This is a genomic window from Rhizobium sp. BK399 (genome assembly GCF_014194695.1).
GTDB lineage: Bacteria > Pseudomonadota > Alphaproteobacteria > Rhizobiales > Rhizobiaceae > Rhizobium.
Genome location: NZ_JACIAH010000002.1, coordinates 173,903 through 197,993 on the forward strand (window position 1 = coordinate 173,903; position 24,091 = coordinate 197,993).

Sequence of the window (24,091 nt, forward strand, 5' to 3'; positions counted from 1 at the left end):
CGAAAACCTGAATCAATCAATGCAGCCGTTGAATCAAATACTGAAGACGCAGCCACTCAGGCCGCGTCCTCGATCTCCTCGTCGCGCTTGCGCGGCACGTAGTTAAGAACCGGCCCAAGCCAGCGCTCGACCTCCGCAACATTCATGCCCTTGCGGTTCGCGTAATCCTCGACCTGATCCCGCTCCACCTTGGCGACGCCGAAGTAGTAGGAATCGGGGTGGCCGATGTAGATGCCGGAAACGGAAGAGCCCGGCCACATCGCATAGCTCTCGGTGAGCGTCACCCCAGCCGCCTTCTCCGCATCGAGCAGGCCGAACAGCGTCTTCTTTTCGGTATGGTCAGGCTGTGCCGGGTAACCCGGTGCCGGGCGGATACCGGCATATTCCTCGGTGATGAGCTGCTCATTGCTGAGATGCTCGTCCTTGGCGTAGCCCCAGTATTCGCGACGTACCTGTAAGTGCATGCGCTCGGCGAAGGCTTCGGCGAAGCGATCGGCCAGCGCCTTCACGAGGATCGACGAATAGTCGTCGTTGGCGCGTTCGAAGCGTTCCGCGATCGCGACCTCCTCGATACCGGCCGTGACGACGAAGCCGCCGATATAGTCCTGAACGCCGCGTTCGACCGGCGCAACGAAGTCCGACAGCGCGACGTTCGGCCGGCCGTCACGCTTCGACAGCTGCTGGCGCAGCGTGAAGAAGGTTGCAAGCTCGTCCTTGCGGCTCTCGTCCTTGAACAGGCGGATATCGTCGCCAACCGCGTTCGCCGGCCAGAAGCCGATGACGGCACGCGGGTGGAACCACTTCTCGTCGATGATCTGCTTCAGCATCGCCTGCGCATCGGCCCATAGCGCACGAGCGGCCTCGCCCTGCTTCTCATCCTCGAGAATAGCCGGGAACCGACCACGCAACTCCCAGGTCTGGAAGAACGGCGTCCAGTCGATGTACTTGGCGATATCAGCGAGATCGTAGCCGTCGAACACCTTGGTGCCGAGGAAGCTCGGTTTGGTCGGCTTATAGACCGCCCAATCGACCTGTTGCGCATTTTCGCGGGCGCGGGCAAGCGGCAGACGCACTTTCTCGGCCTCGCTGCGCGCATGTGCCGCCGCCACCTTGGCGTATTCGGCGCGGATGTCGGCCACGTAGCCGTCGCGATTGTCAGGCGACAGCAGCGTCGAGACCACACCGACGGCACGGCTCGCATCCGTGACGTAGACAGCCTGACCCTTGTTGTAGCCCGGATGGATCTTGACGGCCGTGTGGACACGGCTCGTCGTCGCGCCACCAATCAGCAACGGCAGGTCCAGACCCTGACGCTCCATCTCGGCGGCGACATGCACCATCTCGTCGAGCGACGGCGTAATCAGGCCCGACAGGCCGATGACGTCAACCTTCTCGGCAACGGCGGTCTCGAGGATCTTCGTCGCCGGCACCATGACGCCGAGGTCGATGATCTCGTAGTTGTTGCAGGCGAGCACGACGCCGACGATGTTCTTGCCGATATCGTGGACGTCGCCCTTGACGGTCGCCATCAGGATCTTGCCGGCAGCCTTGCGGTCGTCGCCGCCGTTCTGGCGCTTCTCCTCTTCCATGTAAGGGAGGAGCACGGCCACAGCCTGCTTCATCACGCGCGCCGACTTGACGACCTGCGGCAGGAACATCTTGCCGGAGCCGAACAGGTCGCCGACCACGTTCATGCCGGCCATCAGCGGGCCTTCGATGACGTGAAGCGGACGCTCGGCCTTCCGGCGCGCCTCTTCGGTATCGGCGTCGATATATTCGGTAATGCCGTTGACCAGCGCATGCTCGAGACGCTTCTCGACCGACCATTCGCGCCAGGAGAGATCCTGCACGCGTCCTTCGCGCGCAGCCCCGCCACGGAATTTCTCGGCCACTTCGAGCAGCCGCTCAGTCGCGTCACTGCGGCGGTTCAGCACCACGTCCTCGCAGGCCTCGCGCAATTCCGCGTCGATCTGGTCATAGACGGCAAGCTGGCCGGCATTGACGATACCCATGTCCATGCCCGCCTGGATGGCGTGGTAGAGGAACACGGCATGCATCGCCTCGCGCACCGGCTCATTGCCGCGGAACGAGAAGGACAGGTTCGACACGCCGCCCGAAATATGCACCAGTGGCATCGTCTTGCGGATCGTTCGGGTCGCCTCGATGAAGTCAACGCCGTAGTTGTTGTGCTCCTCGATGCCGGTCGCGACCGCGAAGACGTTCGGATCGAAGATGATGTCTTCAGGCGGGAAGCCCGCCTTCTCGGTGAGCAGCTTGTAGGCGCGGGCGCAGATCTCGACCTTGCGTTCGTAGCTGTCTGCCTGCCCGGTCTCATCGAAGGCCATGACGACGACAGCCGCACCATAGGCATGCAGCAGCTTCGCCTGCGCCAGGAAGTTCTCTTCGCCTTCCTTGAGCGAGATCGAGTTGACGATCGGCTTGCCCTGCACCCGCTTCAGGCCGGATTCGATGATCGAGAACTTCGAACTGTCGATCATCACAGGCACGCGGGCGATATCCGGCTCGGCGGCGATCAGGTTCAGGAACTCGACCATCGCCTTTTCGGAATCGATCAGGCCCTCGTCCATGTTGATGTCGATGATCTGCGCGCCGTTTTCGACCTGATCGCGCGCCACGTCGAGCGCCGCCGTGTAATCGGCATTGGTGATCAGCTTGCGGAATTTGGCGGAGCCAGTGACGTTGGTGCGCTCACCGACGTTGACGAAAGGAATATCCTTGGTCAGCTCGAACGGCTCGAGGCCCGACAGCGACATGAACGGCCGATGCTCGGGGATCGGGCGCGGCTTGTACTTCGCCACCACCTCGGCGATCGCCTTGATGTGTTCAGGCGTCGAGCCGCAGCAGCCGCCAACGATGTTGACGAGACCCTCGCGGGCGAACTCGTCGATCTGCGCCGCCATCAGCTCCGGCGTCTCGTCATACTGGCCAAACTCGTTCGGCAGGCCGGCATTCGGATAGGCGCAGATGAAGGTGTCAGCAACGCCCGACAGCTCCTGCAGGTGCGGACGCATGGCGTTGGCGCCGAGCGCGCAGTTCAGGCCGATCGTGAACGGGTTGGCGTGACGCACCGAGTTCCAGAAGGCGGTCGGCGTCTGGCCGGAGAGCGTGCGGCCGGAAAGGTCGGTGATCGTGCCCGAGATCATGACCGGCAGGCGAATGCCCTTCGCCTCGAAGCGCTCCTCGCAGGCAAAGATGGCGGCCTTCGCATTCAGCGTGTCAAAGATCGTCTCGATCAGGATAATATCGGCGCCGCCATCGATCAGGCCGTCGATCTGCTCCGCATAAGCTGCCCGCAGGTCATCGAAGGTGACGGCACGGAAGCCGGGATTATTGACGTCGGGGGAGATTGAGGCGGTGCGGTTCGTCGGGCCGATCGCGCCGGCGACGAAGCGACGCTTGCCGTCCTCGCGCTCGGCGCGGATGCAAGCGCGGCGCACGATCTCCGCGCCTTCCTTGTTCAGCGCGTAAACCTCGCCTTCCATCGCGTAATCGGCCTGGGCGATCCGCGTCGACGAGAAGGTGTTGGTCTCGAGAATATCGGCGCCGGCCTTGGCGTATTTGTAATGGATTTCCTCGATCGCATCCGGCTGCGACAGGATCAGAAGGTCGTTGTTGCCCTTCTGATGGCAGGCACAGCCGATGAAACGATCGCCGCGGAAATGGTCTTCATCGAAGCCCAGACCCTGGATCTGCGTGCCCATGGCACCATCAAGGACGAGGATGCGTTCGCTCGCGGCTTTCTTGAGCGCAGCAAACACTTCACTACCGTCGCGCTTCGCCCCTTCGGAACCAAACAGAGTATCAAACACGGGCGGACTCCTTGACGTCGTTGCAGACCAGATGGTCCAATCACATAAAGATATCTTTATGTCAATATATGCCCGTCATGTGGCGGCTTTGCGGCGCTTGGCAGATGACAGACTCGGGCGGCCCCTATATAGGCGGTTGCGAAGGCTTTGTGCACGAAATCGGAGGAGTATCATGGCACCTGCAAACGGCGACGCCGCGCTCGGAAACTGGACCACCCGCAGCTACCACCGCAACTGGCTGCTTGCGCAGGCAAACGGGCTCTTCGATTTCTTCCAGCACAACTCCGTCAACCCGAAGGGCGGCTTCTTCGATCTCGACGACACCGGCAATCCACTCAATGCCGCCGCCCAGGTTCGTCCGATCCATATCGCGTCTCGCGCCGTCCACTGCTTTGCGATCGGCGCGCTGCTCGGTCGCCCCGGCGCCTCCGACGTCGTCGACCACGGCATGCACTACATCTGGAACCATCACCGCGACACCAAGAACGGTGGCTATTTCTGGTCGCTCGATGACAACGGCCCCGTCGACACAAACAAGCAGGGCTACGGCCACGCTTTCGTCCTGCTTGCGGCATCCGCGGCGAAGACAGTCGGCCATCCGCTGGCCGACGGCATGCTTGCCGATATTACCGAGGTCCTGAACACCAAGTTCTGGGAAGCCAAGCACGGCGCAATTGCCGAGGAGTTCACCGCCGAATGGCAGCCACTCGACGGCGGCAACTACCGCGGCCAGAACTCCAACATGCATCTCACCGAAGCGCTGATGGCCGCCTTCGAGGCGACGGGTGATCGCGATTATCTCGCCAAGGCCGAAAGCATCGCCGACCTCGTCATCCGTCGCGCTGCCGGTTCCGTCGGCTGGCGCGTCGGCGAGCATTTCACCACGGCTTGGAGCCTCGACAAGGACTACTATCATCCAAACGAGATGTTCCGGCCGGCAGGCACAACGCCCGGCCACTGGCTGGAATGGGCACGCCTCCTCCTCCAGCTCTGGGTGCTCGGCGGCAAGAAGCAGGAGTGGATGCCGGATGCGGCCAGGAGCCTTTTCTCGCAGTCGATCGCGCTCGGTTGGGACGACGAAAAGGGTGGCTTCTTCTATACGCTCGACTGGGACGACAAGCCGGCCAAGCGCAACAAGCTGTGGTGGCCGGCCTGCGAAGGCGCCGCTGCCGCGCACTTCCTCAATGATCACCTGCCGAGCGACTACCACGAGGAACACTACCGCAGGATCTGGAACGTGATCGAGCGCTCGTTCATCGACCACAAGAACGGCGGCTGGCATGAGGAATTGACGGAGGATCTCGTTCCCTCGCACAGCCTCTTCCCCGGCAAGGGCGACATCTACCACGCCCTGCAGGCATGCCTGATCCCCCTCTTCCCGGCGACCGGCAGCCTGACCAAGGTCATCGCGGAAGCGGGCGGCAAAATCTGATTTGAGCAAGCGCCACCTCCGTGGCGCTTGACCATTATTTTCGAGCGCAGGCCACGACGCTGGCCCACTGTCGCCAAGCGACGACAAGCAGCCGGAATGATTGTGCGCTGAAAAACAGATCGGTGCGAGGTTTTGTATGACGCTTATCCCAACGGCCAATTGGGCGGCCAGCTTTCACTATGGATTCCGAGACTGCCTATACCCGTCTTCCCTGGACGCGGTTTGCGAAATCGTGGCGCGATCGCCAAAGATAAAGACGCTGGGATCCGGCCACTCGTTCAATGCGATCGCGGATGGCGAAGTTGCCCTGTCGCTCGCCGATCTGCCAATCAACCCTCTCGTCGAGAGTGACGGAACGCAAGTTTCCGTTGCCGGTCATTGCACCTATGGCGAGCTTGCGCTTTTCCTCCATCGCCATCGTCTGGCCGTTCACAACCTGGCCTCCCTACCCCACATCTCCATCGCCGGAGCGATCGCAACAGCGACGCACGGCTCGGGCAATCGGAACGGCAATCTGGCGACGGCGGTCTCAGGACTCGAAATTGTCGCTGGCGACGGCCGCCTGATGAAAGTTGCTCGCGGCGATGCCGATTTCGCCGGCATGGTCGTGCACCTCGGCGCCCTTGGTGTCGTTACACGTGTGACGCTTGACGTTCAGCCGGAGTTTCAGGTCGCGCAGTGCGTCTACGACGGATTGGCTTGGGACAAGCTCTTGGCTAACCTCGATGAAATCATGGCTTTGGGTTACAGCGTCAGTGTGTTCACCCAATGGGGCCAGCAAGTGGGGTCGATCTGGGTCAAGAGAACCGCATCAGACGATAAATGGCCTGCGGACATCCACGGTGCAACGCGCGCAACGGTCAACCGGCATCCGATAAGCGGATTGGATGCACAAAACTCCACCGAACAACTCGGGCAGTATGGGCGCTGGTCCGACAGGCTACCGCACTTCAAGATGGGCTTCACGCCGAGCAACGGCGAGGAGATACAGTCCGAGTTCCACATCCCACGGGAATACGGAGCGGCTTCCATCGACGCTCTGCTGTCGATCCGTGAGAAGTTTGCCCATCTGGTGCAGGCGGCCGAGTTCCGGACAGTTGCGGCAGATGAACTATGGCTCAGCCCGCAATATCGCCGCGACACGCTCTCGATCCACTTCACCTGGACTCGGGATCAAGACGCGGTGAACGCGGCTGCGAGGCACATTGAGCAGGCGCTGTCGCCCTTCGCGCCCCTGCCACACTGGGGCAAGGTTTTCACGGGCCACCACGTCGGCGGCAAATATGAAAAGCTTGCCGAATTTGCCCGCCTCCGAGACCGGATGGATCCGGAGCGGACGTTCTCCAACCCGTGGTTGGAAACCGTCGTATTCGGCTCAGGTGAAGGCTAAGCGCTGGCCGCGAACGAGGTTTGGCTCGACCTGATCGAACTGCAACTTTCTCCGGAAGGGATCGCTGGCAGCACAGAGCTCGCGCTTCAAACTACGCCAGCTGGAATGGCAATCATGCCAGGCGCAACGCGTCGAGATCCTTCGCCAGCATCAGGGCGAGCGCCTCGACCACAAGGTTGTGGTCGTCGCGCTGTGGCAAGCCGGAGACGGTGACTGCTCCAATGCAGCCGGTGCCCTTTACATTGATCGGAAAGCTGCCGCCGTGTGGCGCATAGTCGGCATCCAACAGGCCGTTGTCGGCAACCGTCTTGCCCTTCTGCTTGAGGTCGAGGCCGATTGCATAGCTGCTTCTGAAATAGCGTAGCACCAGGTTGCGCTTGCGCCGTACCCATTGAACGTTATCCGGCGTAACGCCCGGGAGCGCGGCATAGAAAACCGGCATTGCATGCAGCGTGACATCGATCGCGACGCCGAGACCGCGTTCGCTCGCGAGTTCCTGCAGGAGCCTGCCGAGCTGCCATGCCGTCGTGAGATCGAAGGTGTCGAAGCTTAGCAGCCTCTCCTGGTCGGCGATCCGTCCGAGGTCTTCATCGGGCATGGTCATGTTTGTTCCCTCTCCTGCAATGCTTTTTTCTGAACAAATGCAAGCGGAAGGGAAAAGTAAAGCAGAATCGTGGCGATACCCTAGAGCTACAGGAGAGCATTGTGAATGATCGCGGATTGTCGGCATCGCGGTCTAGCGCAGTCGTATCGGCACCGGCCACAAAATGGATTGACGCACCACATAACGCGGCGGGGGCCGGCGCAGACAATTGCGCCGGCCTCAAGCAGTCCTTCATGCCCCTGTGATTTTCATGCCGGAAGCGCGACGGATCACCGCAGTCCGCCACTCAACTGTCGGCGTGGCGTTCAGCCGTCTGTTCCGCAACGGCGGCGATTTCAGGCACGCCGTTGGCCAGAAGGCGCTTGCGAACCAGGACGCCCATGACGCGGGCGGCGGTCGAGAAACTCATTTGGTCGAGCGGTCCCTCGCCTTCCCAAGGCTTTGTCAGCCGTTCGGTGACGGCCCCGACGATATTCATCGGAACGATATCGTCGCATTGGCGCATCGCTTCAAAGACCTGGCTGATGGGAACGACGCGTCCTTCGAAGGTGACGATTGGTTCCGTGAGTTCCGTATCCCACTCTTCGAAGGCATAGAGTGCTTCGCGGAAGAGTTCCTGAAGGGTGAACGGGGCGTGTCCATTGTGAAGCGGCGGCAAGGCATTCGTCATGTCTGTCTCCTCTTTAGGGCTAGTGCCATTCCTCCTTTTCGGCCGGGCAGCTACGTGGGAAGCAGAACTCAGGTTTCCCCTGCGGGACCGAATAACACGATCTATGTTATAGTGTAATATATGCGTGAGAAAGCCTTTTATCGGCCTCACGGTTCCCGCGCACCGTAGAAAAGAAATAGGCCATTGATATTGCAGCGAATATCAATGGCCGTTTAATCTCAAATGGAAGGCGGCCGAGCCACCCGACGATCATTGCGCGATCGAAAACGTCACGTTGACGGTAATGTTGTAGCTCGTCTCACCGCCCTGGATGGGAACGGCTGAGTCGGCCCCCTCCTTCATCATTGCTGCCCGAAAAACCGGCACCGGCTGCGGGCGCGGCAGGGTCTCGGTGATCTCGACCACGCGGCCGAGCTTGACATCGGCGGCTTCGGCAAGCGTCTTCGCCTTCGCGATGGCATTGGCAACGGCATTCTTGCGTGCCTCCTCCATCGCTTTCTCCGGCTTGTCGTTGGTGAACTGGATGTCGCCGCCCTGGTTGACGCCGAGCGTAACCGCCTCGTCGAGGATGGCGCCGAGCTTGGACAGGTCGCGGACACGCACGCTCAGCGAATTGGACACCTGGTATGCGATCAACTCCGGGGGCTTGGGCTGGCCATCGTTGGATTGCGGATAATTGAATTGCGGTTGCACGGAAAAGCCGGAGGTCTGGAGATCCCGCTCGGCAATACCTGCCTTTTTCAGCGCAGCCAGCACCTCGCTCATCGCCTTATTGTTCTCGTCGAGCGCTTCACGTGCGGTTTTTGCCTGCTTCACAACGGAAAGGTTGAGCACCGCCATGTCGGGCGCTACGCTGGCCTGGCCCTCGCCGCTAACGGAAATCACGGGCTCGCGAGACTGGGAATCGGCAGCCAGCGTCGGCAGTGCCGTGGCAGCAGCGGTCGGAAGGCTCAGCAGAAGGCTGAAGGCGATTGTTCTGGTGTTAGGCAACACGATATTTCACTCCGTGATTGTGAAGTCTCGTTTGTCGTCTTGCCGATTGATTGTGAAGCTATTGCGGCAGTCCCTTGTGACCGCTGCAGAATTGCGTTAGAGCGAAACCCGTTCCGGGGAACCATTGCGCCGGACACGGCAGCGACGTTGCCGCCGGGCCTGTAGCTCAATGGTTAGAGCCGGCGGCTCATAACCGCTTGGTTGGGGGTTCGAGTCCCTCCGGGCCCACCAATTTCCTTTAATATCAATGCCTTACATGGGCGAGTCACCTAAGATTCACTTATTTTAAGTGACTCATTCAACGGCCCGAAGCCGCCGCACCTGCGCCGAACGGCGAGTCCCGGCCTCGGCGGCGCGGAAAGCCATCGGCTCGGCTTCCAATTCGTTCAAGTAGATCGTCGTCGTCGTCAGATTTTTGTGGCCCAATGCCTTTTGCAGGGCGAATACGTCAGTCTGGCCATTGCTTGCGCCCTCGGCGATCTCGCTCGCGAAAGTCCGGCGCAAGCCGTGCAGCGAAAAGCCCTCGCCTTCAAATCCGGCCTGTGCGGTCCAGATTGCCATCTGGTTCGTCAAGGATTTCTCGCTGAAAGCCGTGCCGAATGTCGTCTTCAGGATCGAGCCGCCTCGGCTTCGATCAAGCGCGTTCAAGGCTTCCTCCAGTTCAGGCCGGACGACTAGCACTATCTTGACGTTGCCGCCATTGCCCTTGTTCTTTTGCGTCTCGAATTCGATCAGCGTGGCGACCTGTATCTCGTCGTTTTCGTCGATGTACCTTTTCGTCCGCACCTGATCCCATGCGATCCGCGCAATGTCGCCGCGCCGCCCGCAGCCATACCTTGCCAGCGCATAGGCCGTCCGCGCCGGGCTGCCGAGCGCATGGCGTTTCTCGTAAGCCTGACAAACATGATCAGGCCAGCGCTTTTGCGGCGTGGCCTTCGGCAACCGTGGCCGTTCCAAATCGAGGCCCAAATTGCGGATTGCCGCGCACTCAGGAAAGGCGTTGATCGCCGCCTTGAACAATTTGCGGATCGCGATTCCGACGCGCTTGGCCTTGTGCGGGCCAAGGCTTTTCAAATGCGCGCGGAGCAAAGGCAACAGTTCGGCCTCTGACGTGGTGACAGCGGCACCGCTGAATGTCGCGGTCGAATTCGGCACCATGCGAGCATTCAGGAAAATCTCCGTAAAGCGCCGATGTCCCAGCGTCGTTTGCGGATCAAAAGCCTTCCATTCGTCGCTCCGCTTCCATGCGACAAAGGCGTCGCTGAATGTCGGGGGCTTCTTTTCGACCTTCTTCTCGGCGGGTGCGTCGACCAGCAGCCTCAATCGTTCGTAGACCTCGGCGAATTCTACCGAGTCGATATCTGGCGGCAGGGTTTTCTGGCCGACCAGCGGGTGGCGATAGACAAGCTTGCCGCCCTTCAGCTGGTGGACGTTCGCCCATTGCTCGAATCGCTGCTTACGCGCCATGCTCGCCTCCCTCGATCTTGGTGTTCTCCATGACCAGCCTGAGAAGGCCTTCGTAGCTGAAAGCCCGGCCCTGCTCGATCCCGTTCAACGTCCTTGGGCTCATGTCCAGGTACGCCGCCGCGACGGCTACCGAATGCGGCTTGCGCCATTGCTTGAGCTTCTCGCCTAGTGTCATTTCCATTGCGCGAATCCTTCCTGTCGGTTGCTTGCGGGTTGACGTTAATGCGCGCTATGCGCAGTTGGAAGTCAGTCCTTGCATTTCCGAAAGGGAAATTTTGGCATGCGATACCGTCGGCCAAAAGCGCCCTCGCTTTTGACATAACTTATTGATTAGCCGCGACGTTTCGGCTTGGAAAACGCTTGCGACGTCAAGCGCTCGCATGTAATTTAAGCGCTATCTAATATTCAAGCAAGGCGTCCGAAAATGGATGATCGAATCCGCTTCAAAGAGATCGAGGCAAGATACAAGATCAAACGCCCGGAGTTGTCCGTGCTGCAAAAGCACGCCGGTTATCCTCGGCCTGCCAAGCGCGGCCCTCATCAAAGCGATCCAGCCGAATATGATCTCGCCATCTGTGATCATTGGGACCGGCGCATCAACGAACTGAAACAGGAGATCGCGGAGCTAATGGCCTCCGCATGAAATGAAACCGCCCGGCTTGCGAGAGCCGAGCGGCGGAAGGACATGGATACCATTAGAAGCCGCTAAAGTATAAGTCCTCCGCCTCCCTCCCGCAAGCCGCGCCATTGCCATAAAGGCAACGCGCAATGTCAACGTTATTCGAAGTGCAGGCCTGATATGTCCGCCCGGCTGGTTTCACCCCACCAGCCGATCACCAAGGCCCGCCCCGGACTCGGGCATTCCCTTTTTGGCAACGCCGCCTCTCCCGATCAGGAGGCGGGCCATGATTGATTTCACGACAGCCCGAACCCTCTTGGCCGACCGCGACGAATTCGATTGCGCCTGCCCGGAATGCGGCCCCGGCTGCAAGTCGCCAGCCAATCGCGTCCGAAAGGTTCTCCGCCTCTGGCCCATTGCCGATGGCATCATTGGCTACCATTGCTGCCGTTGCCCCGTTGAGCAATCCGGCTATGTCCGCGACGGCCATGCCCCCGCCCTTACCGCCGAGCAAAGGCAGGCGATTGCAAGGCATAGGCGGGAGGCGCAGCGAAGGGCCGAGGCCAAGGCGGAAAGCAAGCGGGAGTTCGTCCGCAAGCTATGGGGCGAAAGCCGGGATAGCGCCGACAGCGCGTGGGTCGAAAGCTACCTTGGTGGGCGCGGCCTGAGATTGCCCGCCGATACCTATTGGCGAAAGCGGACGCTCAGATACCATCCCGCCTGCCCATTCCGCGACGATCCGCCCGGCCCGGCATTGCTGGGCGCGTTCACGACGTATCCGCTGACAATCCCGCGCGATCCTTATGAGGATCCGGAAGTCGAGGCGATCCATCGCATTCGCGGGCGCGGCCATGACAACAAGGCCATGCTTGGCCCGGTCGCCGGAAAGGCGGTGCAATACGGCAGCTGGGAAACGGCAAGCCGGGCGGTCTTGTCCGTCTGCGAAGGTGTCGAAGACATGATCGCCCTTGTCGCGAAGGGCGTCTTTCCGATCTGGGCCATGGGTAGCGCGGGCGCAATCGCCTCGCTGCCGCCCCTGCCGTATCCGAGCAAGCTCGTCGTCTTCGCCGACAATGACGAAACCGGATTGAATGCCGCCAGGTGCGCCGCCAGGCGTTGGGCCGAGGCCGGAACGCCAGCGCGGATCAGGTATCGTTCCAGCGGGGACTATGCCGATGGATGACCAGTCCCGCTCTGAGCATTTCGAGGATTTCGCGGCCCGACCACAGCAGGCGAAGAAGAAGACGGCGGCGGCAGGACCGCCAATGCCAGACACCATTTCCGGTGCCGATCTGATGGCCGCTACATTCCCGGAGATCGATTTCGTCGTTCCGGGCATCGTCGCACCGGGTGTCACAATGCTGGCCGGGCGACCGAAAATCGGGAAGTCATGGCTGACCATGGATTGGGGACTGGCCGTCGCCAACGGCGGCTTCGCCCTCGGCAATATCAAGGTCACGCAAGGTGGCGTCCTGTATTTGGGCCTTGAGGACAATCGCCGTCGCCTGCAAGCACGGCTCAAGCAGATCGCGCCCGGTCAGGAAATCCCGGCAAATCTGCATTTCGCCTGCGAATGGCCGCGATCCGATCAGGGCGGGGCCGATCTGATCCGCCGCAAGCTGACCGAGATAGAAAACCCCCGCCTTGTCATCATCGACGTGATCGGCAAGCTCCGCCCGCTTCGCGCGCCGAAAGACCTCTATCTGGCGGACTACTTGGCAATCGAGCCGATCAAGAAGATTGCCGACGATTACGCCAACCTCGGAATTGTCGTCTGCCACCATGTTTCAAAACGTCAGGACGCCGCCGATCCGTTCGATTGCGTATCTGGCTCGACCGGCTTGACCGGAGCTTGCGATACCGTCGCGATCCTCGCCCGCGACACGCAAGGGACGACGCTCTACGGGCGGGGCCGCGACGTCGAGGAATTCCATATCGCGCTGTCTTTCGACGCCAGCCACGGCCAGTTCGCCAGCCTTGGTGACGCCGACGAGGCGCGCCGATCCGAACAGCGGCGGGCGATCCTGAAGGCGCTTGACGAACACGGCCCGATGCGCCCGGCAGACATCGCAAAGGCCACCAGCCTGAAAGCCGCGAATGTCTACACGCTATTGGCGAACATGGTGAAAAAAGGCGAGATCGAGAAGGACGAGGCCGGAAAATACGGACGATCCAATCGGGAATCCAATCGAGGAACAAATTCCTACGAAAACGGCAGATGGTCAGTATACCAATGATTTCAGAGGCTTAAGCTGTCTTCGAATTATGTCTCGCACACACAAGGGTATTTGATCGATTGGATTTGTATCAATAGGAGGAAAATAGGCAATGAAAACAGATAGATAAGATCCATCGATTTTAGGGGTGGTCCGATTGGATCGATTGGATTTTGCCGGAATCCAATTCGATCCAATCGATCCAATCGGTACTTGGTAGGAAGGGATTGAAAAAATGGCGACGAGAAAGCGTCCGGTTGCAAAGCTTCCGAAGGAGATCAGGCGCCTCTTGCGGGGCCTCAAGGACTATACGCTGGTGGTCGGGCCGATAGTCTGGCAGCCGATCGATGACGGCGGGCGGGCCTACTACTTCATGGTTTCAGGCTGTGACCGGGCCGAGGGGTTCTGGTCCGTGTCCGTTCATATCGGGCGCGAGCATGACGAAAAGATGCAGGCCGCGTTTCTAGCGATGGTCATAAAGCCGGGTCGTCTGATCCAGCTTTTCGACGACGAATTGGACGCGGTTTCCTGCTGCGATCAGCTTTGGCATTGCGCCAAGATGCAATCCATCAAGGCCCACCTGAAAGCCGAGCGCCAAGCCAACCCATGAGGAGGAAACCGCCATGCCGAAAGCTAAGCCTAGAACGCCGCCGTCAATGTCTGCCAGGCAGGCCGCGCCGACGCCGATACAGCAGGACGACGCAGCCACCCGGAAACTGATCCGGGAGCTTGAGGAGGACACCGAGGAATATCTTGACGAGGCGCGGCTCCGCATGCGGCGGGAGGTCGGCCAGCTACTGGACGCCATGGCAGATATCCGGGATCTCTTGCGCCGGGTGCCGCCCCGGACGGCGGAGGCGTTGGAGCGGCTGGCCGAGGAACTGGATTGAGGAAACGTAGCACGCCATTCGGCGCGGCGACGTGGCACAAGTCGACGTCGCAACATCCAAATGATCTCGATGCCTCCAGCGTGTTGATCTGGCACAGGTGGCCCTCGGACTACATCCCTCCAGTCCAGATTCCATTCTCATCATAGTTAGCGAGAAAGATCTCAGAACTTGCTAACCCAACAGCGTTGAAGAGCGCATCTAAAGCGGGTGTGATAGCCGCACGATAGCTTGCGTCACTACCGAAGTCAGAGATTACTTGCATAGGCAATACAAGGTTCGCACGGTCAATGGGGTGTTGCTCATCGATGGAGTGTAGTCCTTGGTTGGCGACACCCAAGTAAACACCTTCGACGCCAATCAATGAAAGAGACACAATGAACGGGGGAGCAACACCGAGGTCGCGCAAGGCTCGCAGGTAAGTAGGCAATCGCTGATAGACTGGCTCCAGAAACGAGCGCATGGGGATTCGCGTGATGCCTTGCTCCGTCGTGGAAACGAGCCGAACCTTGGTTGCTTCGACTATCCCATTCCGAAAGACTTGCGTGTAGCCATGCGGAACGCCGTTGGGAAGAAGGAGAAGACCGTCGAAATTGATACGACGGTTGCCTGTGAGGCCAATTAGTTGAAATTGCTGCCATAGTTCTTCAGCTTCCGAAACGTCAATCTCAGCCCGACCTGAAAATGCGGCGAATGGCAGAAGATGCAGGACGAGACGACCTTCGGCACCGGGCCCTTGAGCTAGTGGTACTACGCCTTGATTGTTGGTGATCTTAGTGTTGCGGTGGCTTACAAACGACGTAATTTTTTCCCGCATGTCTGCTCCATTCGCAAAGACCGCTCTGAGCTCTTCAACGCTCGCCTCGTGGGCCCCCGCGGTCGACCGCAGATAGAAGCGATTAGTATTCTGATAGCTGACCCGATGAGGCGGATTCCAGCTGCGAGGCACCCGGATAACGTAAGCAAACGCGCCCCCTGCCAAGGGAACGGCCCGCATTTGTATCCCCACAATCCGGGGCTCGATGCCAGACCGGGCGATCTGTTCCAACCGCTGTAGCGCAACATCTGAATTGCCTGCAATCGGTACGATCCCTACCGCAGCACCCTGCGCTTCGTCGACACCAATGATCAGTTGCCCGCCCGTAGAGTTGGCAAACGCTGACAAGTCCTTGAGGAACTCCTTTTTGTCAGCATCACTGTTTCCATACATGTCCCGTTTAAACTCGACTGTCAGCCCCTCGGCTTGGCCGTCGGCAATCAGTTGCGTGATATCGGCTTCGACAACTTCTTCAAGAATTGGTTTGAAAATGGACATTGCAGCTTAACGCCCCCAGTAGCGTGCATGAGTTGTGGGTTCTGCTCAATACCAGTTGGTTTACGCGCTCGCCATGCTGTTTTACGAGTAGACCCTGAGAGGTTGCGCTTGCTAAATCTGCAGCGAAAAATAGCAGGCCGTCATCGGGCCGTGGGGGAAAATTGAGCGAGACAAATAGCTACTTCAACGACAGTCCTATTGAGAGTGCATATGATGATCAATACGGCGTTGCACCGTTCGCAGACGCGTTGGCTGATAGCATCCTCAAAATAAAACGGCCGGTAGGCACAACGATTGCGCTCCACGGCCCGTGGGGATCCGGCAAGAGTAGTGCCGTGAATCTCATCAGGTCGGCATTAGCCAAAGACGGCGCACAAAATAAAATAGCCGTAACTGAGTTTACGTGTTGGTGGTATCGTGGCGAGGAGGCACTAGCACTAGCTTTTCTCCAGACTCTTAACACCTCTCTGCGGGATACGCTTGGAAACGGCGCAAAAGACCTTATCCCGAGAATTGGCCGAGGGCTCCTTCAAGCTGGTCCGATTGTTGGAAGTGCGATGGCCCTTACCTCAGCAGGAATATTTGCACCGCTCGTGGGTGGTCTGTTTGACTTCACTAAACGGTTCTTCCCAGACGGTGAGACGTTAGAGAGCTCATTTCGCAAATTGAGCGATCTCCTTAGAAATCAAGACCGTCGCCTTCTAGTTATTATCGATGACATTGACAGGCTGAGTCCGCCGGAGGCCCTTGCAATTTTTCGATTGGTGAAATCTGTCGGGCGGCTCCCAAACGTCATTTATCTACTCGTGTTCGACCGAGATCTCGCTGAGCGAGCCGTGAAAGAGATATTTCCATCTGAAGGGCCGCACTTTCTGGAAAAGATCGTGCAAGCCGGATTTGATCTCCCAGCACCAACTCCCACTGATCTTCATAATGCCGTCCTTAGCTCAATATCCTCTATTTGCGGGGAACCGACAGAACACCAGCTCGTCCGGTTTATGAACGTGTTCTATGATGTCGTTGCCCCTTACATGTCGACACCCCGTCATGTGACGCGATTCAGGAACGCCATCAGCGTAACGTGGCCACCGATCGCCGGGGAGGTGAATTTGGCCGACTTTATAGCGCTTGAAACTCTCCGTTTGTATGAACCCAGCCTTTATAATGCTGTCAAAGCCAATAAACCGAGAGTGTGTGGGCACCGGCAAGAGAGCGACAGGGGTAGCCGGGATGAAGATCGCTTTTCCATTTTCCTGCAGGGGGTCGCAGAGGAAAAGCACGACCTCGCCGAGGGAGCGTTGCAGAGACTTTTTCCAAGGCTGGAATCCATGGGCTACGGTAGCGAATGGGTTAGCGAATGGAGTTCTGAGCGCCGTGTGTGCGTAGAAAGCCATTTCGACACGTATTTTAGGCTTTCATTGAGTGATGACATACTGTCAGCAAGACAGATATCCGAATTGTCGGATCGTGCGAATGAAGACGTTTTCATTAGAGACGTCTTCCAAAACGCGGCCAAAACTCGACGCCGAACCGGGCAATCAATGGTTCCGGTCTATCTCGACGAACTTACAACGCACGCTAAGCAAGTCGATACTAGTAAGATCGCGGCCCTTTTGGCGGTACTGTTCGCAATTCATGACGACATTGATCTGCGTGTCGACGCGGATGAAGGCTTTATGGCAATGGCGAATACTACTCTGCGGTATCATTGGCTCATTCGGGGCTTAACGAGACATCGGCTCAGCCTAGGCGAAAGAACGACCCTCTACACTAAGGCGACGGAAAAGGCTTCTTTGGGTTGGTTGGTTGACTTCGTATCTTCTGCTCGCCGTGACTATCAAACGCGCGATGGCCATTCCCCAACTCGAGAAGAGGATTGCCTAACGAGCGAAGAAGCGGCCAATGGAATATTAACTGATCGTGCGCTTGCGGCTATCCGGAGCGCACGTGACGATGGATCCTTGTTGTCTCATCCCGACCTATTGAGCATCCTTTGGCGTTGGATGGATTTCATGGAGAACGATGCGACCGAGGTTCGTGCATGGACCGACGACCTAATGAGCGATGGCAAATCTATAGCAATACTAGCGCGCGCGATGACCGGGAAATCGTGGACGACAGGCATGGGCGGATTTGGTGCGCTCGGCGACCGGGTTTCCACGCCGTCCGTGACAGCTCGGATCACCGATGACAGCCCCATAGTAAATGCTGAAGCATTTCGGAATGCGTTAGAACGTGCCCTGGCAGACGCGGATTTAAGCGACCACGACAAGAATGACGTACAGACCTTCCTCAATGCCTGGAAGCGAAGTGAGCGTTAACCCGCGTTGTATTGCCTGCGGAGAAATAATTCCACGGCGAGGATCAAGGGGGGCTGCCCACTAGTTTAATCCCCCGCCCCGTTGACCGGCGCGGGTAATCGAATTTTAGAATCCGCATTTCCCGATTTTGGGGTTTGTTCCCATCATGGGTACATTTTCGGCCCGCTGAAACGCGACCTAACCGCCCATTGAGCGGCTTTCATCGCCGGGAAAGGCTGATGTTTCCCGCGACGGGAATCATTTCCCGGCCCGACCAGCCAGCCAACGACCGCGCCCTTGTCATACACGACCGAGGAACCCATCCGCATGCCCGCAGGCGGCTTTCCGCGCTTGCGGCGCTTGCGAATGGCATGGATCGATAGCCCGGCCATGGTGGCGACCTCGTAGGCGTCCATGAGATCCGGGACATGGTGATCGTCGGCCAACGCCAGCAGCGCGCCTTGCCGATCGAGGCCAAGGTTTTGCCAATAGCGGAGTCGCCAGCGGATCAGATAGGCATTGCTGAGCATGGCTTCCTCCTTGCTGTCCCCGCTCGGTGACATGTGGTATTATGATACCTGTCATTGGTGGAGCGCTTGAGGCGCGCGTCGGTCCCAACCGGCATATATCGCAGTCGTCGGCCTCTTGGCGCTCCTCCAATTGCGCGGGAGGCATTTTCATGGGCGACCAATACATCGAGACATTCAGGCGGACATTGACCGGGATTGCCGAGGCGGCGATCCGTGACGTCATCCATGAGGCCGTCGATATGACAGCCCGGCGTGGTGCCCGCATATTCGAGGAAATCCTAGCCGCCGATCAGGCCGAGACGCGGGCGGCGATCGAGGCGCTTGAGCGCCGCGTCCAGCTATTGGAGGGCAAGCCATGAAGGACGACAATACCGTCGCGCTATCGGAGCTTAGGGAGATATTTGACGAGATCGCGCTAAAGCAGGCGCGCGGCTTCGAAAGCCAGTTAAAGGGTATCAAGTCCGTTCTCGTCGGCAACCAGCGCTCGCTGGACGGCATGCGGGCGCTTACAGCCGCCAAGGCGCAGGCCAGCAAGGCGCAGACGCCGCCGACGAAGACGCTGATCCGATCGATTGTCGTCCGCCTGTGCGCCGTCGCCTATGGCAGTCCCGATATCGAGGAAGTCAGCGACAGCCTGTATGGGCCGAGCGCGCCGAACCTGATGAATTGCATCAGGGACGCCAACAGCTTCATGCGGACAAAGGCCGTTACCAATCCGGCGCAGACGACCGTCGCCGGGTGGGCCGCTGAATTGGTCAATCCGGGCGTCTATGCGGGCTTGCTGGCGTCGTTGTCGCCTTTGAGCATCTATGCAAGCCTTGGCCGACGCGGGATTACCGCCAGCCTTGCGGGCGTCGGCTCCCTACGCTTTCCGGCAAGAACCGCGCCCGGATCATTGCCGTCGCCTTTCGTTGGCGAGGGCCAGCCGGTGCCGGTTCGCGCGCTTTCGTTGAACGGCGGCGGCTTGCTGGTCGGCCATAAGGCGGGCGCGATCAGCTGGTTTACCAAGGAAATGTCGCGGTCCAGCACCCCAAGCATCGAGGCAATCGTCCGGCAGGGCTTGAGCGACGATATCGGATTGAGCATCGACTCCTACCTGATCAGCAATGCGGCGGCGACGTTCTACCAGCCAGCCGGGCTATTGAATGGCGTAACGCCGATTACCGCGTCTACGGCGACCGGGGCCGAGGCGGCGGCGGCTGATCTTTCGGCGCTGGCCGCAGCGATCCAGCCAAGCCCGGTCCAACCGGTATTTCTGATGAATGGCGCGCAAGCCGTCTCTGCTGGCCTGCTTGTTCCAGGTATCGGCAACGTCGTCGATGTCCTGACCAGCGACGTGATCCCGGCCAAGGAGATCATTTGCCTCGACGCCGCCGATTTTGTCAGCGCCGCCGACGACGGCGAGATTTCTGTCGCGGACGGCTCGACATTCGTGCCGCGCGATGATCCCGTCCCGGTAAGCCAAGGCGCGTCCGGCGCGGGCGCGGATACCGCCCAGCATGTGTCGCTATGGCAATTGGATTGCATCGGAGTTCGCGTTCTGGAAACGGCAAGCTGGGCCATGCGCCGGGCGGGCCGCATCGCCTATGTCGAGGACGTATCATGGTAAAGCGCAATGAGATAGCCGTAGCGGAGACGCCGCTGCCGGTGCCGGTATCGCTGGCCGAGAGGCTGGATTTTCAGAACGCCCCGGCCTCGACCGTTCTCCCGGCCCTGTCGTTCGAACTGACAAAGCTGGCCGGGGCGATGCAAAATGTCGCCGACCTCTCGGTAGAATTGGACATGAGGGCGGATGGCGTCAGCCTGAAGTTCCGGGCCTATTCGCGCCGCCCGTCGCTCATGTAATGGCCAAGCCCGGCGTGCTTGCCAATGGCTAGGTCATGGGCGGCGGCAGGTTGGGTGACTCCCCTGCCGCCGCTTCCATATGCCCGACCGGCTATTTCGGTGCCTGTGGCGATCCGCGCGACCGCCAGACGGATTCGAGGCGAACATAGCTAGAATGCGAGGGCTGGCGGCAAAGGCCGCTCACTGCCCGGAAGATCGTCGCTGGCGATAGCCCGCTTTCCCTCGCCACTTGCCGTAGCGGCATCGAGGCGTTCAGCGCTTGCGCCATGCTGGCAAATTTCGCGGAGGCCGTGTCGTCCATGCCGGAATTATAAACCCGCGCCTCCACCAAGGCAAAAAGGGGAGGGCTTACGCCCTCCCCCCATCATGTCTCAGCTGGTTAACCAGACCAGAATCTCATCAAGATCCACGGAATAGTCCGAGCCGAAGACGACACAATTTTCGTCATTTGCCAGTAAGTATCCACCGGCCTCAGTGTTGGGATTCCTGACGAGCAAGAACCCAGCCTCTTCGGCACGGCGACGAACACTCATTTCGGGAGCCGTGAACTCCCATTCGACATCATTATTCCTCACGGTATTTCCTCCTTATCAGTGAGAAAGTGGGAAGTACCGCGCCGAGCAACGCCTGCCGTGTCGTGGAACCGGTGCCATGCCGTGAAAGATTGCTGTGCCCTAGCCCACCCGGCCATATTCCCACGTCGACGAGAAAAACCAAATCACTTTCGCGCGTCCCCAGCAAAGTGGCACAACATAGGGAACAAAGCGGAACGGGAATAAATGACTCAAGCGCGCAAATGCGGGGTTTCGATAAGTGACTCGGCCTCGTAAGCCATTGAAATCATATTAAAAGGGTGGACCCTCCGGGCCCACCACTCTCTTCAGAGTTTTCTGCGCGCTTCGCCTGTGCCATTTTGGGCGACGGATCGAAACTCATGCGCGGCCTTAATAGGAACGTCCAGGTCGGCCAGGATGGAGTGGCCTTCACGCGCTGTCGTTGACTGTTCAAACGCGCTCGCGCACAAAAGCTCCCGAGCAAGAGGGAGGCTATCCGACATGAAAGATGTCGTCGCATTGGTGACGGGCGGAAGCCGTGGCGTCGGCCGCGGGATTGCGCTTGCTTTGCTCGCCGAGGGAGCCACGGTACACGTTACTGGCAGGACGTTTTCCGAGGTAGAGGCGGGTCCCGAGGGTAACCGCGCCGGATCGCTCCAAGGGCTGGAGCTTGAGGCCGCGAACCTACCCGGACGAGTTGTCATTCATCACTGTGACCACAGCAACGACGCCGAAACCGAGCGTGTGGCCGCGGGGATCCGAACCGGCGGCGGGCTGCATATTCTGGTGAACAATGCGTGGCCCGGCTATGAAGGTATGGTCGAGGATGGCGAATTCACCTGGCCTCGACCGTTCTGGGAGCAACCAAGCCGGCGATGGGACGCCATGATCGGCACTGCACTGAAGGCTGCTTTCATGATGTCGCGGGAAGTGGCGCCGATGATGATCTCAACCCATCGCGGTCTAATCGTCAATATTTCATTCTGGGCAGCTCAACTCTACGAGGGGAATGCGATCTATGGAATCGCCAAAGCTGCTGCCGACAAGATGGCCGCAGATTTCGCGCACGAGCTGCGTCCCCACAACGTCGCCGCCGTCGCACTCTATCCCGGTCTGGTCCGCACTGAAGCGGTCATGCGGAACGCAGATTATTTCGACTTGTCCAACTCCGAGTCCCCCAGGTTTATCGGGCACGTCATTGCCGGACTTTGGCGAGACCCTGCGCTGATGTCGAAATCCGGGCACGCCTTGGTCGCAGCAGAGCTGGGCCGGCAATACGACATAGCTGACATCGACGGCTACCGACCTGTTCCCCTCACAGCGGCGGACTTTGCAAAGAGCTGAACTCGCGTCTGCCTTTGCACAGCCTCGACGGCCTGTCCGCTACCGCGTCGTGCGCATAGATCGGCGATGTCGAGCACCCGGAAAAGTTTGAGCAGCTTCATCGTTTCGGCGCCTCTCGTTTGGGCGGCCCCCTGTGTAAACGGCACCATAGCAATGCTGAGTCGGCCGTTGGGACTAGTGGACAACCGGGGATGCCGGAGCGATGAAAACATCCACGGTTGCCAGAGGAAACCGCGCGATCAGCATACCAGTGAGTTCCTCCTGGGTGCGATGACCGCGATTGAAGAGGTCGAGCGCCGCGCTGCAGATCATCTCCGATCTCTTGTCGTCCGGTTTGGCCTTGTAATGCCTGTACCAAGACTGAACGGACAGCGAGAGCACGGCCAATTCGGTTTCAAGGATACTCGTGACTAGCATTCCTGATCTCCCCCAGATTGAGGCGACCGCTTTACAGCCCCTCATTTGTAAGCCTGCAATCTCTGTTGAGCCGATGCCGAAGATTCCGGCTTGGCATTCAGTGTGAAGCGACGGCGCGACGACCGCTGGACGCGAGATGTTCAGTGATCGCGCGCCGGATTTCCGTGACCGTATCGAAAAGCTTGTTGTCGAGGTCAATGACACTGAACCGGACAGCGATGAACTTGAGGCGGTTTTCGACGGGAACCGCAATCCCGACTTCCTGACCGTTGAATACGACAGCTTGCTTTCGCATAGACAAACCTCGGGCGTGGGCGCACGCACCATCGAGCAATTGGATCAAGGATTGACGACGGAGTCAGCTTGTCGTCGTCGGTCGGTATCGGATCGACACGAGATCACGCACTCGTTGAGCCGTTGCGAAGAAACCAAGTCGTAGAAACAACGTCATCACCCTCCTCGAGTGAGGTCAAAGCGCCGCGGAGTGCTGCCGGAAGTACTGTTAGTGGGAACTGCCCTGTGAAGTGAACGTATTCGAGAAAACCAAGGCAAGCAACTGATTTTTGTGATTTTTTAGCATTTCGAATCATATGACAATTACCGCATGTGCGAAGCCGAAATGACGTACGTGCGTCGCTCATACACAAGAGTTCGAAGGAACGAAGGACCGCCATCTCGGGCGGAAAGCCTCCCATTGAGACCAGGTCCAAGCTTCGTCACCGGTAAGAATTGGCGACCAGCTGCGCTTCCGCCAATCGATCAACTGCCTGAACGGCAAAAATGCGGGCCTCTTTTTTGTGGACACGCCAGGAACAAAATCCGACCCGCTGTGTTTTGGCTATGCTTTGGGAAGTGAAACCCCTCAAAGTGCAACTCGCGCCTCTGCCCCCGCACCCGCGACTGCGGGGCTTTTTCTTCGCTTGCCGTATATGAGGGGAAACTTATCGATCTACACGCGTTTGTTGTGATCGGTCCCCTTTCTGGGTGAGAAACAGAGCCTTCAGATGGATCTCGGCGAGGCATTCAAAGCTTAAGGACCGTATTAGCTATTAAGAGTTCTAAACCTAGGTCACGTCGGTGCGATCAACGTCGATCGCAATGCCACGGCTGAGGGCATCCGAGCCGTAGGGCCTGGTCGATACGATAGATGACGAGCTCATAGACCGCCGTTCTTCGGCGCGAGGCGATTTCGCGCGCAAAGCAAAGTGCAAAAATCAGCTCGATGAGTTCGCTCTCCGGCATTGCCTCATTCTCGCTTACGATCAGAAGACATCCAATTGGCGCAAGAACAAAAATCGAAACATCAGCAAAGACGCAAATACCAGTCCGCCTGCGCTCCCCTAGTTTTCGTTGGGTCGATCCTGGAGCCGACCCCAGCCTCTCCCGGATCGACGAGCGTACGGTTGGCGCCTTTGGCGAATTGGTTCCGACCGTACGCTGCCGATTACTGTTGGTGCTCCGATGCAGCATCAAAATCGGTGACGATACCGTGACGCAACGCCTCTTCCTCGGCTGCTCGCAAAGCCTGCTGGATAAGCAGTATGACAAAATCGTAGTCAGGACTTTCCCAGGATGCCATTTCGCGGGCGACGCCCAATGTAAAGATCAGTTGCTGCACAATTGTCTCGGTCACGACACGACTCCAGTAGGCCGGGCAATTCTAGACGACCTGAGAAAA

24 protein-coding genes and 1 tRNA gene are annotated in these 24,091 nt (G+C 59.0%); 13 read left to right on the top strand and 12 right to left on the bottom strand.

Translation table 11 applies throughout. From position 1 onward, the window contains the following. Positions 1 to 56: 56 nt before the first annotated feature. A complete protein-coding gene (metH, locus tag FHT97_RS07340) occupies positions 57 to 3,830 on the bottom strand; it encodes a methionine synthase (protein ID WP_183860976.1) in 3,774 nt (1,257 codons plus the stop codon). A gap of 172 nt (positions 3,831 to 4,002) precedes the next feature. Here metH and FHT97_RS07345 point away from each other — a divergent pair, with 172 nt between their 5' ends. Beyond that, positions 4,003 to 5,262 (top strand): AGE family epimerase/isomerase, encoded by a 1,260-nt coding sequence (locus tag FHT97_RS07345; RefSeq protein ID WP_183860978.1) that lies wholly within the window; start codon positions 4,003 to 4,005, stop codon positions 5,260 to 5,262. Between the two features lie 136 nt (positions 5,263 to 5,398). Then, positions 5,399 to 6,652: a D-arabinono-1,4-lactone oxidase gene (locus FHT97_RS07350; RefSeq protein ID WP_183860980.1), complete on the top strand. Its 1,254-nt coding sequence runs from the start codon at positions 5,399 to 5,401 to the stop codon at positions 6,650 to 6,652. Positions 6,653 to 6,764: 112 nt separating this feature from the next. Here FHT97_RS07350 and FHT97_RS07355 read toward each other — a convergent pair whose 3' ends face one another. From FHT97_RS07355 to FHT97_RS07365, 3 genes are all read right to left on the bottom strand, one after another. After that, on the bottom strand, positions 6,765 to 7,256 hold the full coding sequence (locus FHT97_RS07355) for a heme-degrading domain-containing protein (RefSeq protein ID WP_183754475.1): 492 nt from the start codon (positions 7,254 to 7,256) through the stop codon (positions 6,765 to 6,767). A gap of 286 nt (positions 7,257 to 7,542) precedes the next feature. Next, positions 7,543 to 7,926: a hypothetical protein gene (locus tag FHT97_RS07360; RefSeq protein WP_183754473.1), complete on the bottom strand. Its 384-nt coding sequence runs from the start codon at positions 7,924 to 7,926 to the stop codon at positions 7,543 to 7,545. Positions 7,927 to 8,175: 249 nt separating this feature from the next. Then, positions 8,176 to 8,919, bottom strand: a complete 744-nt coding sequence (locus FHT97_RS07365; protein WP_183860982.1) for an SIMPL domain-containing protein — start codon at positions 8,917 to 8,919, stop codon at positions 8,176 to 8,178. 155 nt (positions 8,920 to 9,074) lie between these two features. Here FHT97_RS07365 and FHT97_RS07370 point away from each other — a divergent pair. After that, a tRNA-Ile gene (locus FHT97_RS07370) sits at positions 9,075 to 9,150 on the top strand. Between the two features lie 63 nt (positions 9,151 to 9,213). Here FHT97_RS07370 and FHT97_RS07375 read toward each other — a convergent pair. Together FHT97_RS07375 and FHT97_RS07380 are read right to left on the bottom strand one after the other, a co-directional pair. Next, positions 9,214 to 10,386, bottom strand: coding sequence for a site-specific integrase (locus FHT97_RS07375; protein WP_183860984.1), 1,173 nt, complete (start codon positions 10,384 to 10,386; stop codon positions 9,214 to 9,216). Then, the gene (locus FHT97_RS07380) at positions 10,376 to 10,567 is read right to left on the bottom strand and encodes an XRE family transcriptional regulator (protein WP_183860986.1); all 192 of its coding nucleotides are present in this window, start codon (positions 10,565 to 10,567) and stop codon (positions 10,376 to 10,378) included. The genes FHT97_RS07375 and FHT97_RS07380 overlap by 11 nt, the downstream gene beginning before the upstream one ends. A gap of 243 nt (positions 10,568 to 10,810) precedes the next feature. Between FHT97_RS07380 and FHT97_RS07385 the strand changes: the two genes are divergently transcribed. From FHT97_RS07385 to FHT97_RS07405, 5 genes are all read left to right on the top strand, one after another. Further along, on the top strand, positions 10,811 to 11,029 hold the full coding sequence (locus FHT97_RS07385) for a hypothetical protein (RefSeq protein ID WP_183860988.1): 219 nt from the start codon (positions 10,811 to 10,813) through the stop codon (positions 11,027 to 11,029). A 262-nt stretch (positions 11,030 to 11,291) separates the two neighbouring features. Beyond that, the gene (locus FHT97_RS07390) at positions 11,292 to 12,188 is read left to right on the top strand and encodes a toprim domain-containing protein (RefSeq protein ID WP_183860990.1); all 897 of its coding nucleotides are present in this window, start codon (positions 11,292 to 11,294) and stop codon (positions 12,186 to 12,188) included. Next, on the top strand, positions 12,181 to 13,242 hold the full coding sequence (locus FHT97_RS07395; protein ID WP_183860992.1) for an AAA family ATPase: 1,062 nt from the start codon (positions 12,181 to 12,183) through the stop codon (positions 13,240 to 13,242). Before FHT97_RS07390 ends, FHT97_RS07395 begins: the two co-directional genes overlap by 8 nt. A gap of 214 nt (positions 13,243 to 13,456) precedes the next feature. Beyond that, positions 13,457 to 13,831, top strand: a complete 375-nt coding sequence (locus FHT97_RS07400) for a hypothetical protein (RefSeq protein WP_183860993.1) — start codon at positions 13,457 to 13,459, stop codon at positions 13,829 to 13,831. A gap of 13 nt (positions 13,832 to 13,844) precedes the next feature. Continuing rightward, positions 13,845 to 14,111, top strand: a complete 267-nt coding sequence (locus FHT97_RS07405) for a hypothetical protein (protein ID WP_183860995.1) — start codon at positions 13,845 to 13,847, stop codon at positions 14,109 to 14,111. Between the two features lie 109 nt (positions 14,112 to 14,220). Here the strand turns inward: FHT97_RS07405 and FHT97_RS07410 are convergent, their stop codons facing one another. Next, positions 14,221 to 15,423, bottom strand: a complete 1,203-nt coding sequence (locus tag FHT97_RS07410; RefSeq protein WP_183860997.1) for an ATP-binding protein — start codon at positions 15,421 to 15,423, stop codon at positions 14,221 to 14,223. Positions 15,424 to 15,584: 161 nt separating this feature from the next. On the opposite strand from FHT97_RS07410, the gene FHT97_RS07415 reads away from it, so the two are divergent. Then, positions 15,585 to 17,744: a P-loop NTPase fold protein gene (locus FHT97_RS07415; RefSeq protein WP_183860999.1), complete on the top strand. Its 2,160-nt coding sequence runs from the start codon at positions 15,585 to 15,587 to the stop codon at positions 17,742 to 17,744. A 143-nt stretch (positions 17,745 to 17,887) separates the two neighbouring features. Here FHT97_RS07415 and FHT97_RS07420 read toward each other — a convergent pair whose 3' ends face one another. Then, positions 17,888 to 18,253, bottom strand: coding sequence for a hypothetical protein (locus FHT97_RS07420; protein ID WP_183861001.1), 366 nt, complete (start codon positions 18,251 to 18,253; stop codon positions 17,888 to 17,890). Between the two features lie 149 nt (positions 18,254 to 18,402). Here FHT97_RS07420 and FHT97_RS07425 point away from each other — a divergent pair, with 149 nt between their 5' ends. The 3 genes from FHT97_RS07425 to FHT97_RS07435 are packed head-to-tail and all read left to right on the top strand — an operon-like array spanning position 18,403 to position 20,098. Continuing rightward, the gene (locus FHT97_RS07425) at positions 18,403 to 18,612 is read left to right on the top strand and encodes a hypothetical protein (protein WP_183861003.1); all 210 of its coding nucleotides are present in this window, start codon (positions 18,403 to 18,405) and stop codon (positions 18,610 to 18,612) included. Beyond that, positions 18,609 to 19,862, top strand: a complete 1,254-nt coding sequence (locus FHT97_RS07430; RefSeq protein WP_183861005.1) for a phage major capsid protein — start codon at positions 18,609 to 18,611, stop codon at positions 19,860 to 19,862. The genes FHT97_RS07425 and FHT97_RS07430 overlap by 4 nt, the downstream gene beginning before the upstream one ends. Further along, positions 19,856 to 20,098 (top strand): hypothetical protein, encoded by a 243-nt coding sequence (locus tag FHT97_RS07435; RefSeq protein ID WP_183861007.1) that lies wholly within the window; start codon positions 19,856 to 19,858, stop codon positions 20,096 to 20,098. The genes FHT97_RS07430 and FHT97_RS07435 overlap by 7 nt, the downstream gene beginning before the upstream one ends. 371 nt (positions 20,099 to 20,469) lie before the next feature. Here the strand turns inward: FHT97_RS07435 and FHT97_RS07440 are convergent, their stop codons facing one another. Next, a complete protein-coding gene (locus FHT97_RS07440) occupies positions 20,470 to 20,673 on the bottom strand; it encodes a hypothetical protein (RefSeq protein ID WP_183861008.1) in 204 nt (67 codons plus the stop codon). A 480-nt stretch (positions 20,674 to 21,153) separates the two neighbouring features. Here FHT97_RS07440 and FHT97_RS07445 point away from each other — a divergent pair, with 480 nt between their 5' ends. Continuing rightward, positions 21,154 to 21,996, top strand: a complete 843-nt coding sequence (locus FHT97_RS07445) for an SDR family NAD(P)-dependent oxidoreductase (protein ID WP_183861010.1) — start codon at positions 21,154 to 21,156, stop codon at positions 21,994 to 21,996. Between the two features lie 174 nt (positions 21,997 to 22,170). On the opposite strand, the gene FHT97_RS07450 is transcribed toward FHT97_RS07445, so the two are convergent. The 3 genes from FHT97_RS07450 to FHT97_RS07460 all read right to left on the bottom strand — a co-directional run bounded on the left by FHT97_RS07450 (position 22,171) and on the right by FHT97_RS07460 (position 24,046). Continuing rightward, complete coding sequence (locus FHT97_RS07450; protein ID WP_183754463.1) at positions 22,171 to 22,413, bottom strand: hypothetical protein; 243 nt, start codon at positions 22,411 to 22,413, stop codon at positions 22,171 to 22,173. 97 nt (positions 22,414 to 22,510) lie between these two features. Then, complete coding sequence (locus FHT97_RS07455; protein ID WP_183754461.1) at positions 22,511 to 22,708, bottom strand: hypothetical protein; 198 nt, start codon at positions 22,706 to 22,708, stop codon at positions 22,511 to 22,513. Between the two features lie 1,149 nt (positions 22,709 to 23,857). Continuing rightward, on the bottom strand, positions 23,858 to 24,046 hold the full coding sequence (locus tag FHT97_RS07460) for a hypothetical protein (protein ID WP_016554582.1): 189 nt from the start codon (positions 24,044 to 24,046) through the stop codon (positions 23,858 to 23,860). Between the last annotated feature and the right edge of the window lie 45 nt (positions 24,047 to 24,091).

Coding starts and splice junctions, on each gene's coding strand:
- FHT97_RS07455 (WP_183754461.1), bottom strand. CDS start 22,708: ATGCGAAAGCAAGCTGTCGTATTCAACGGTCAGGAAGTCGGGATTGCG.
- FHT97_RS07360 (WP_183754473.1), bottom strand. CDS start 7,926: ATGACGAATGCCTTGCCGCCGCTTCACAATGGACACGCCCCGTTCACC.
- FHT97_RS07450 (WP_183754463.1), bottom strand. CDS start 22,413: ATGCTAGTCACGAGTATCCTTGAAACCGAATTGGCCGTGCTCTCGCTG.
- FHT97_RS07345 (WP_183860978.1), top strand. CDS start 4,003: ATGGCACCTGCAAACGGCGACGCCGCGCTCGGAAACTGGACCACCCGC.
- FHT97_RS07375 (WP_183860984.1), bottom strand. CDS start 10,386: ATGGCGCGTAAGCAGCGATTCGAGCAATGGGCGAACGTCCACCAGCTG.
- FHT97_RS07385 (WP_183860988.1), top strand. CDS start 10,811: ATGGATGATCGAATCCGCTTCAAAGAGATCGAGGCAAGATACAAGATC.
- FHT97_RS07435 (WP_183861007.1), top strand. CDS start 19,856: ATGGTAAAGCGCAATGAGATAGCCGTAGCGGAGACGCCGCTGCCGGTG.
- FHT97_RS07400 (WP_183860993.1), top strand. CDS start 13,457: ATGGCGACGAGAAAGCGTCCGGTTGCAAAGCTTCCGAAGGAGATCAGG.
- FHT97_RS07380 (WP_183860986.1), bottom strand. CDS start 10,567: ATGGAAATGACACTAGGCGAGAAGCTCAAGCAATGGCGCAAGCCGCAT.
- FHT97_RS07405 (WP_183860995.1), top strand. CDS start 13,845: ATGCCGAAAGCTAAGCCTAGAACGCCGCCGTCAATGTCTGCCAGGCAG.
- FHT97_RS07445 (WP_183861010.1), top strand. CDS start 21,154: ATGAAAGATGTCGTCGCATTGGTGACGGGCGGAAGCCGTGGCGTCGGC.
- FHT97_RS07410 (WP_183860997.1), bottom strand. CDS start 15,423: ATGTCCATTTTCAAACCAATTCTTGAAGAAGTTGTCGAAGCCGATATC.
- FHT97_RS07420 (WP_183861001.1), bottom strand. CDS start 18,253: ATGCTCAGCAATGCCTATCTGATCCGCTGGCGACTCCGCTATTGGCAA.
- FHT97_RS07355 (WP_183754475.1), bottom strand. CDS start 7,256: ATGACCATGCCCGATGAAGACCTCGGACGGATCGCCGACCAGGAGAGG.
- FHT97_RS07390 (WP_183860990.1), top strand. CDS start 11,292: ATGATTGATTTCACGACAGCCCGAACCCTCTTGGCCGACCGCGACGAA.
- FHT97_RS07425 (WP_183861003.1), top strand. CDS start 18,403: ATGGGCGACCAATACATCGAGACATTCAGGCGGACATTGACCGGGATT.
- FHT97_RS07350 (WP_183860980.1), top strand. CDS start 5,399: ATGACGCTTATCCCAACGGCCAATTGGGCGGCCAGCTTTCACTATGGA.
- FHT97_RS07395 (WP_183860992.1), top strand. CDS start 12,181: ATGGATGACCAGTCCCGCTCTGAGCATTTCGAGGATTTCGCGGCCCGA.
- FHT97_RS07430 (WP_183861005.1), top strand. CDS start 18,609: ATGAAGGACGACAATACCGTCGCGCTATCGGAGCTTAGGGAGATATTT.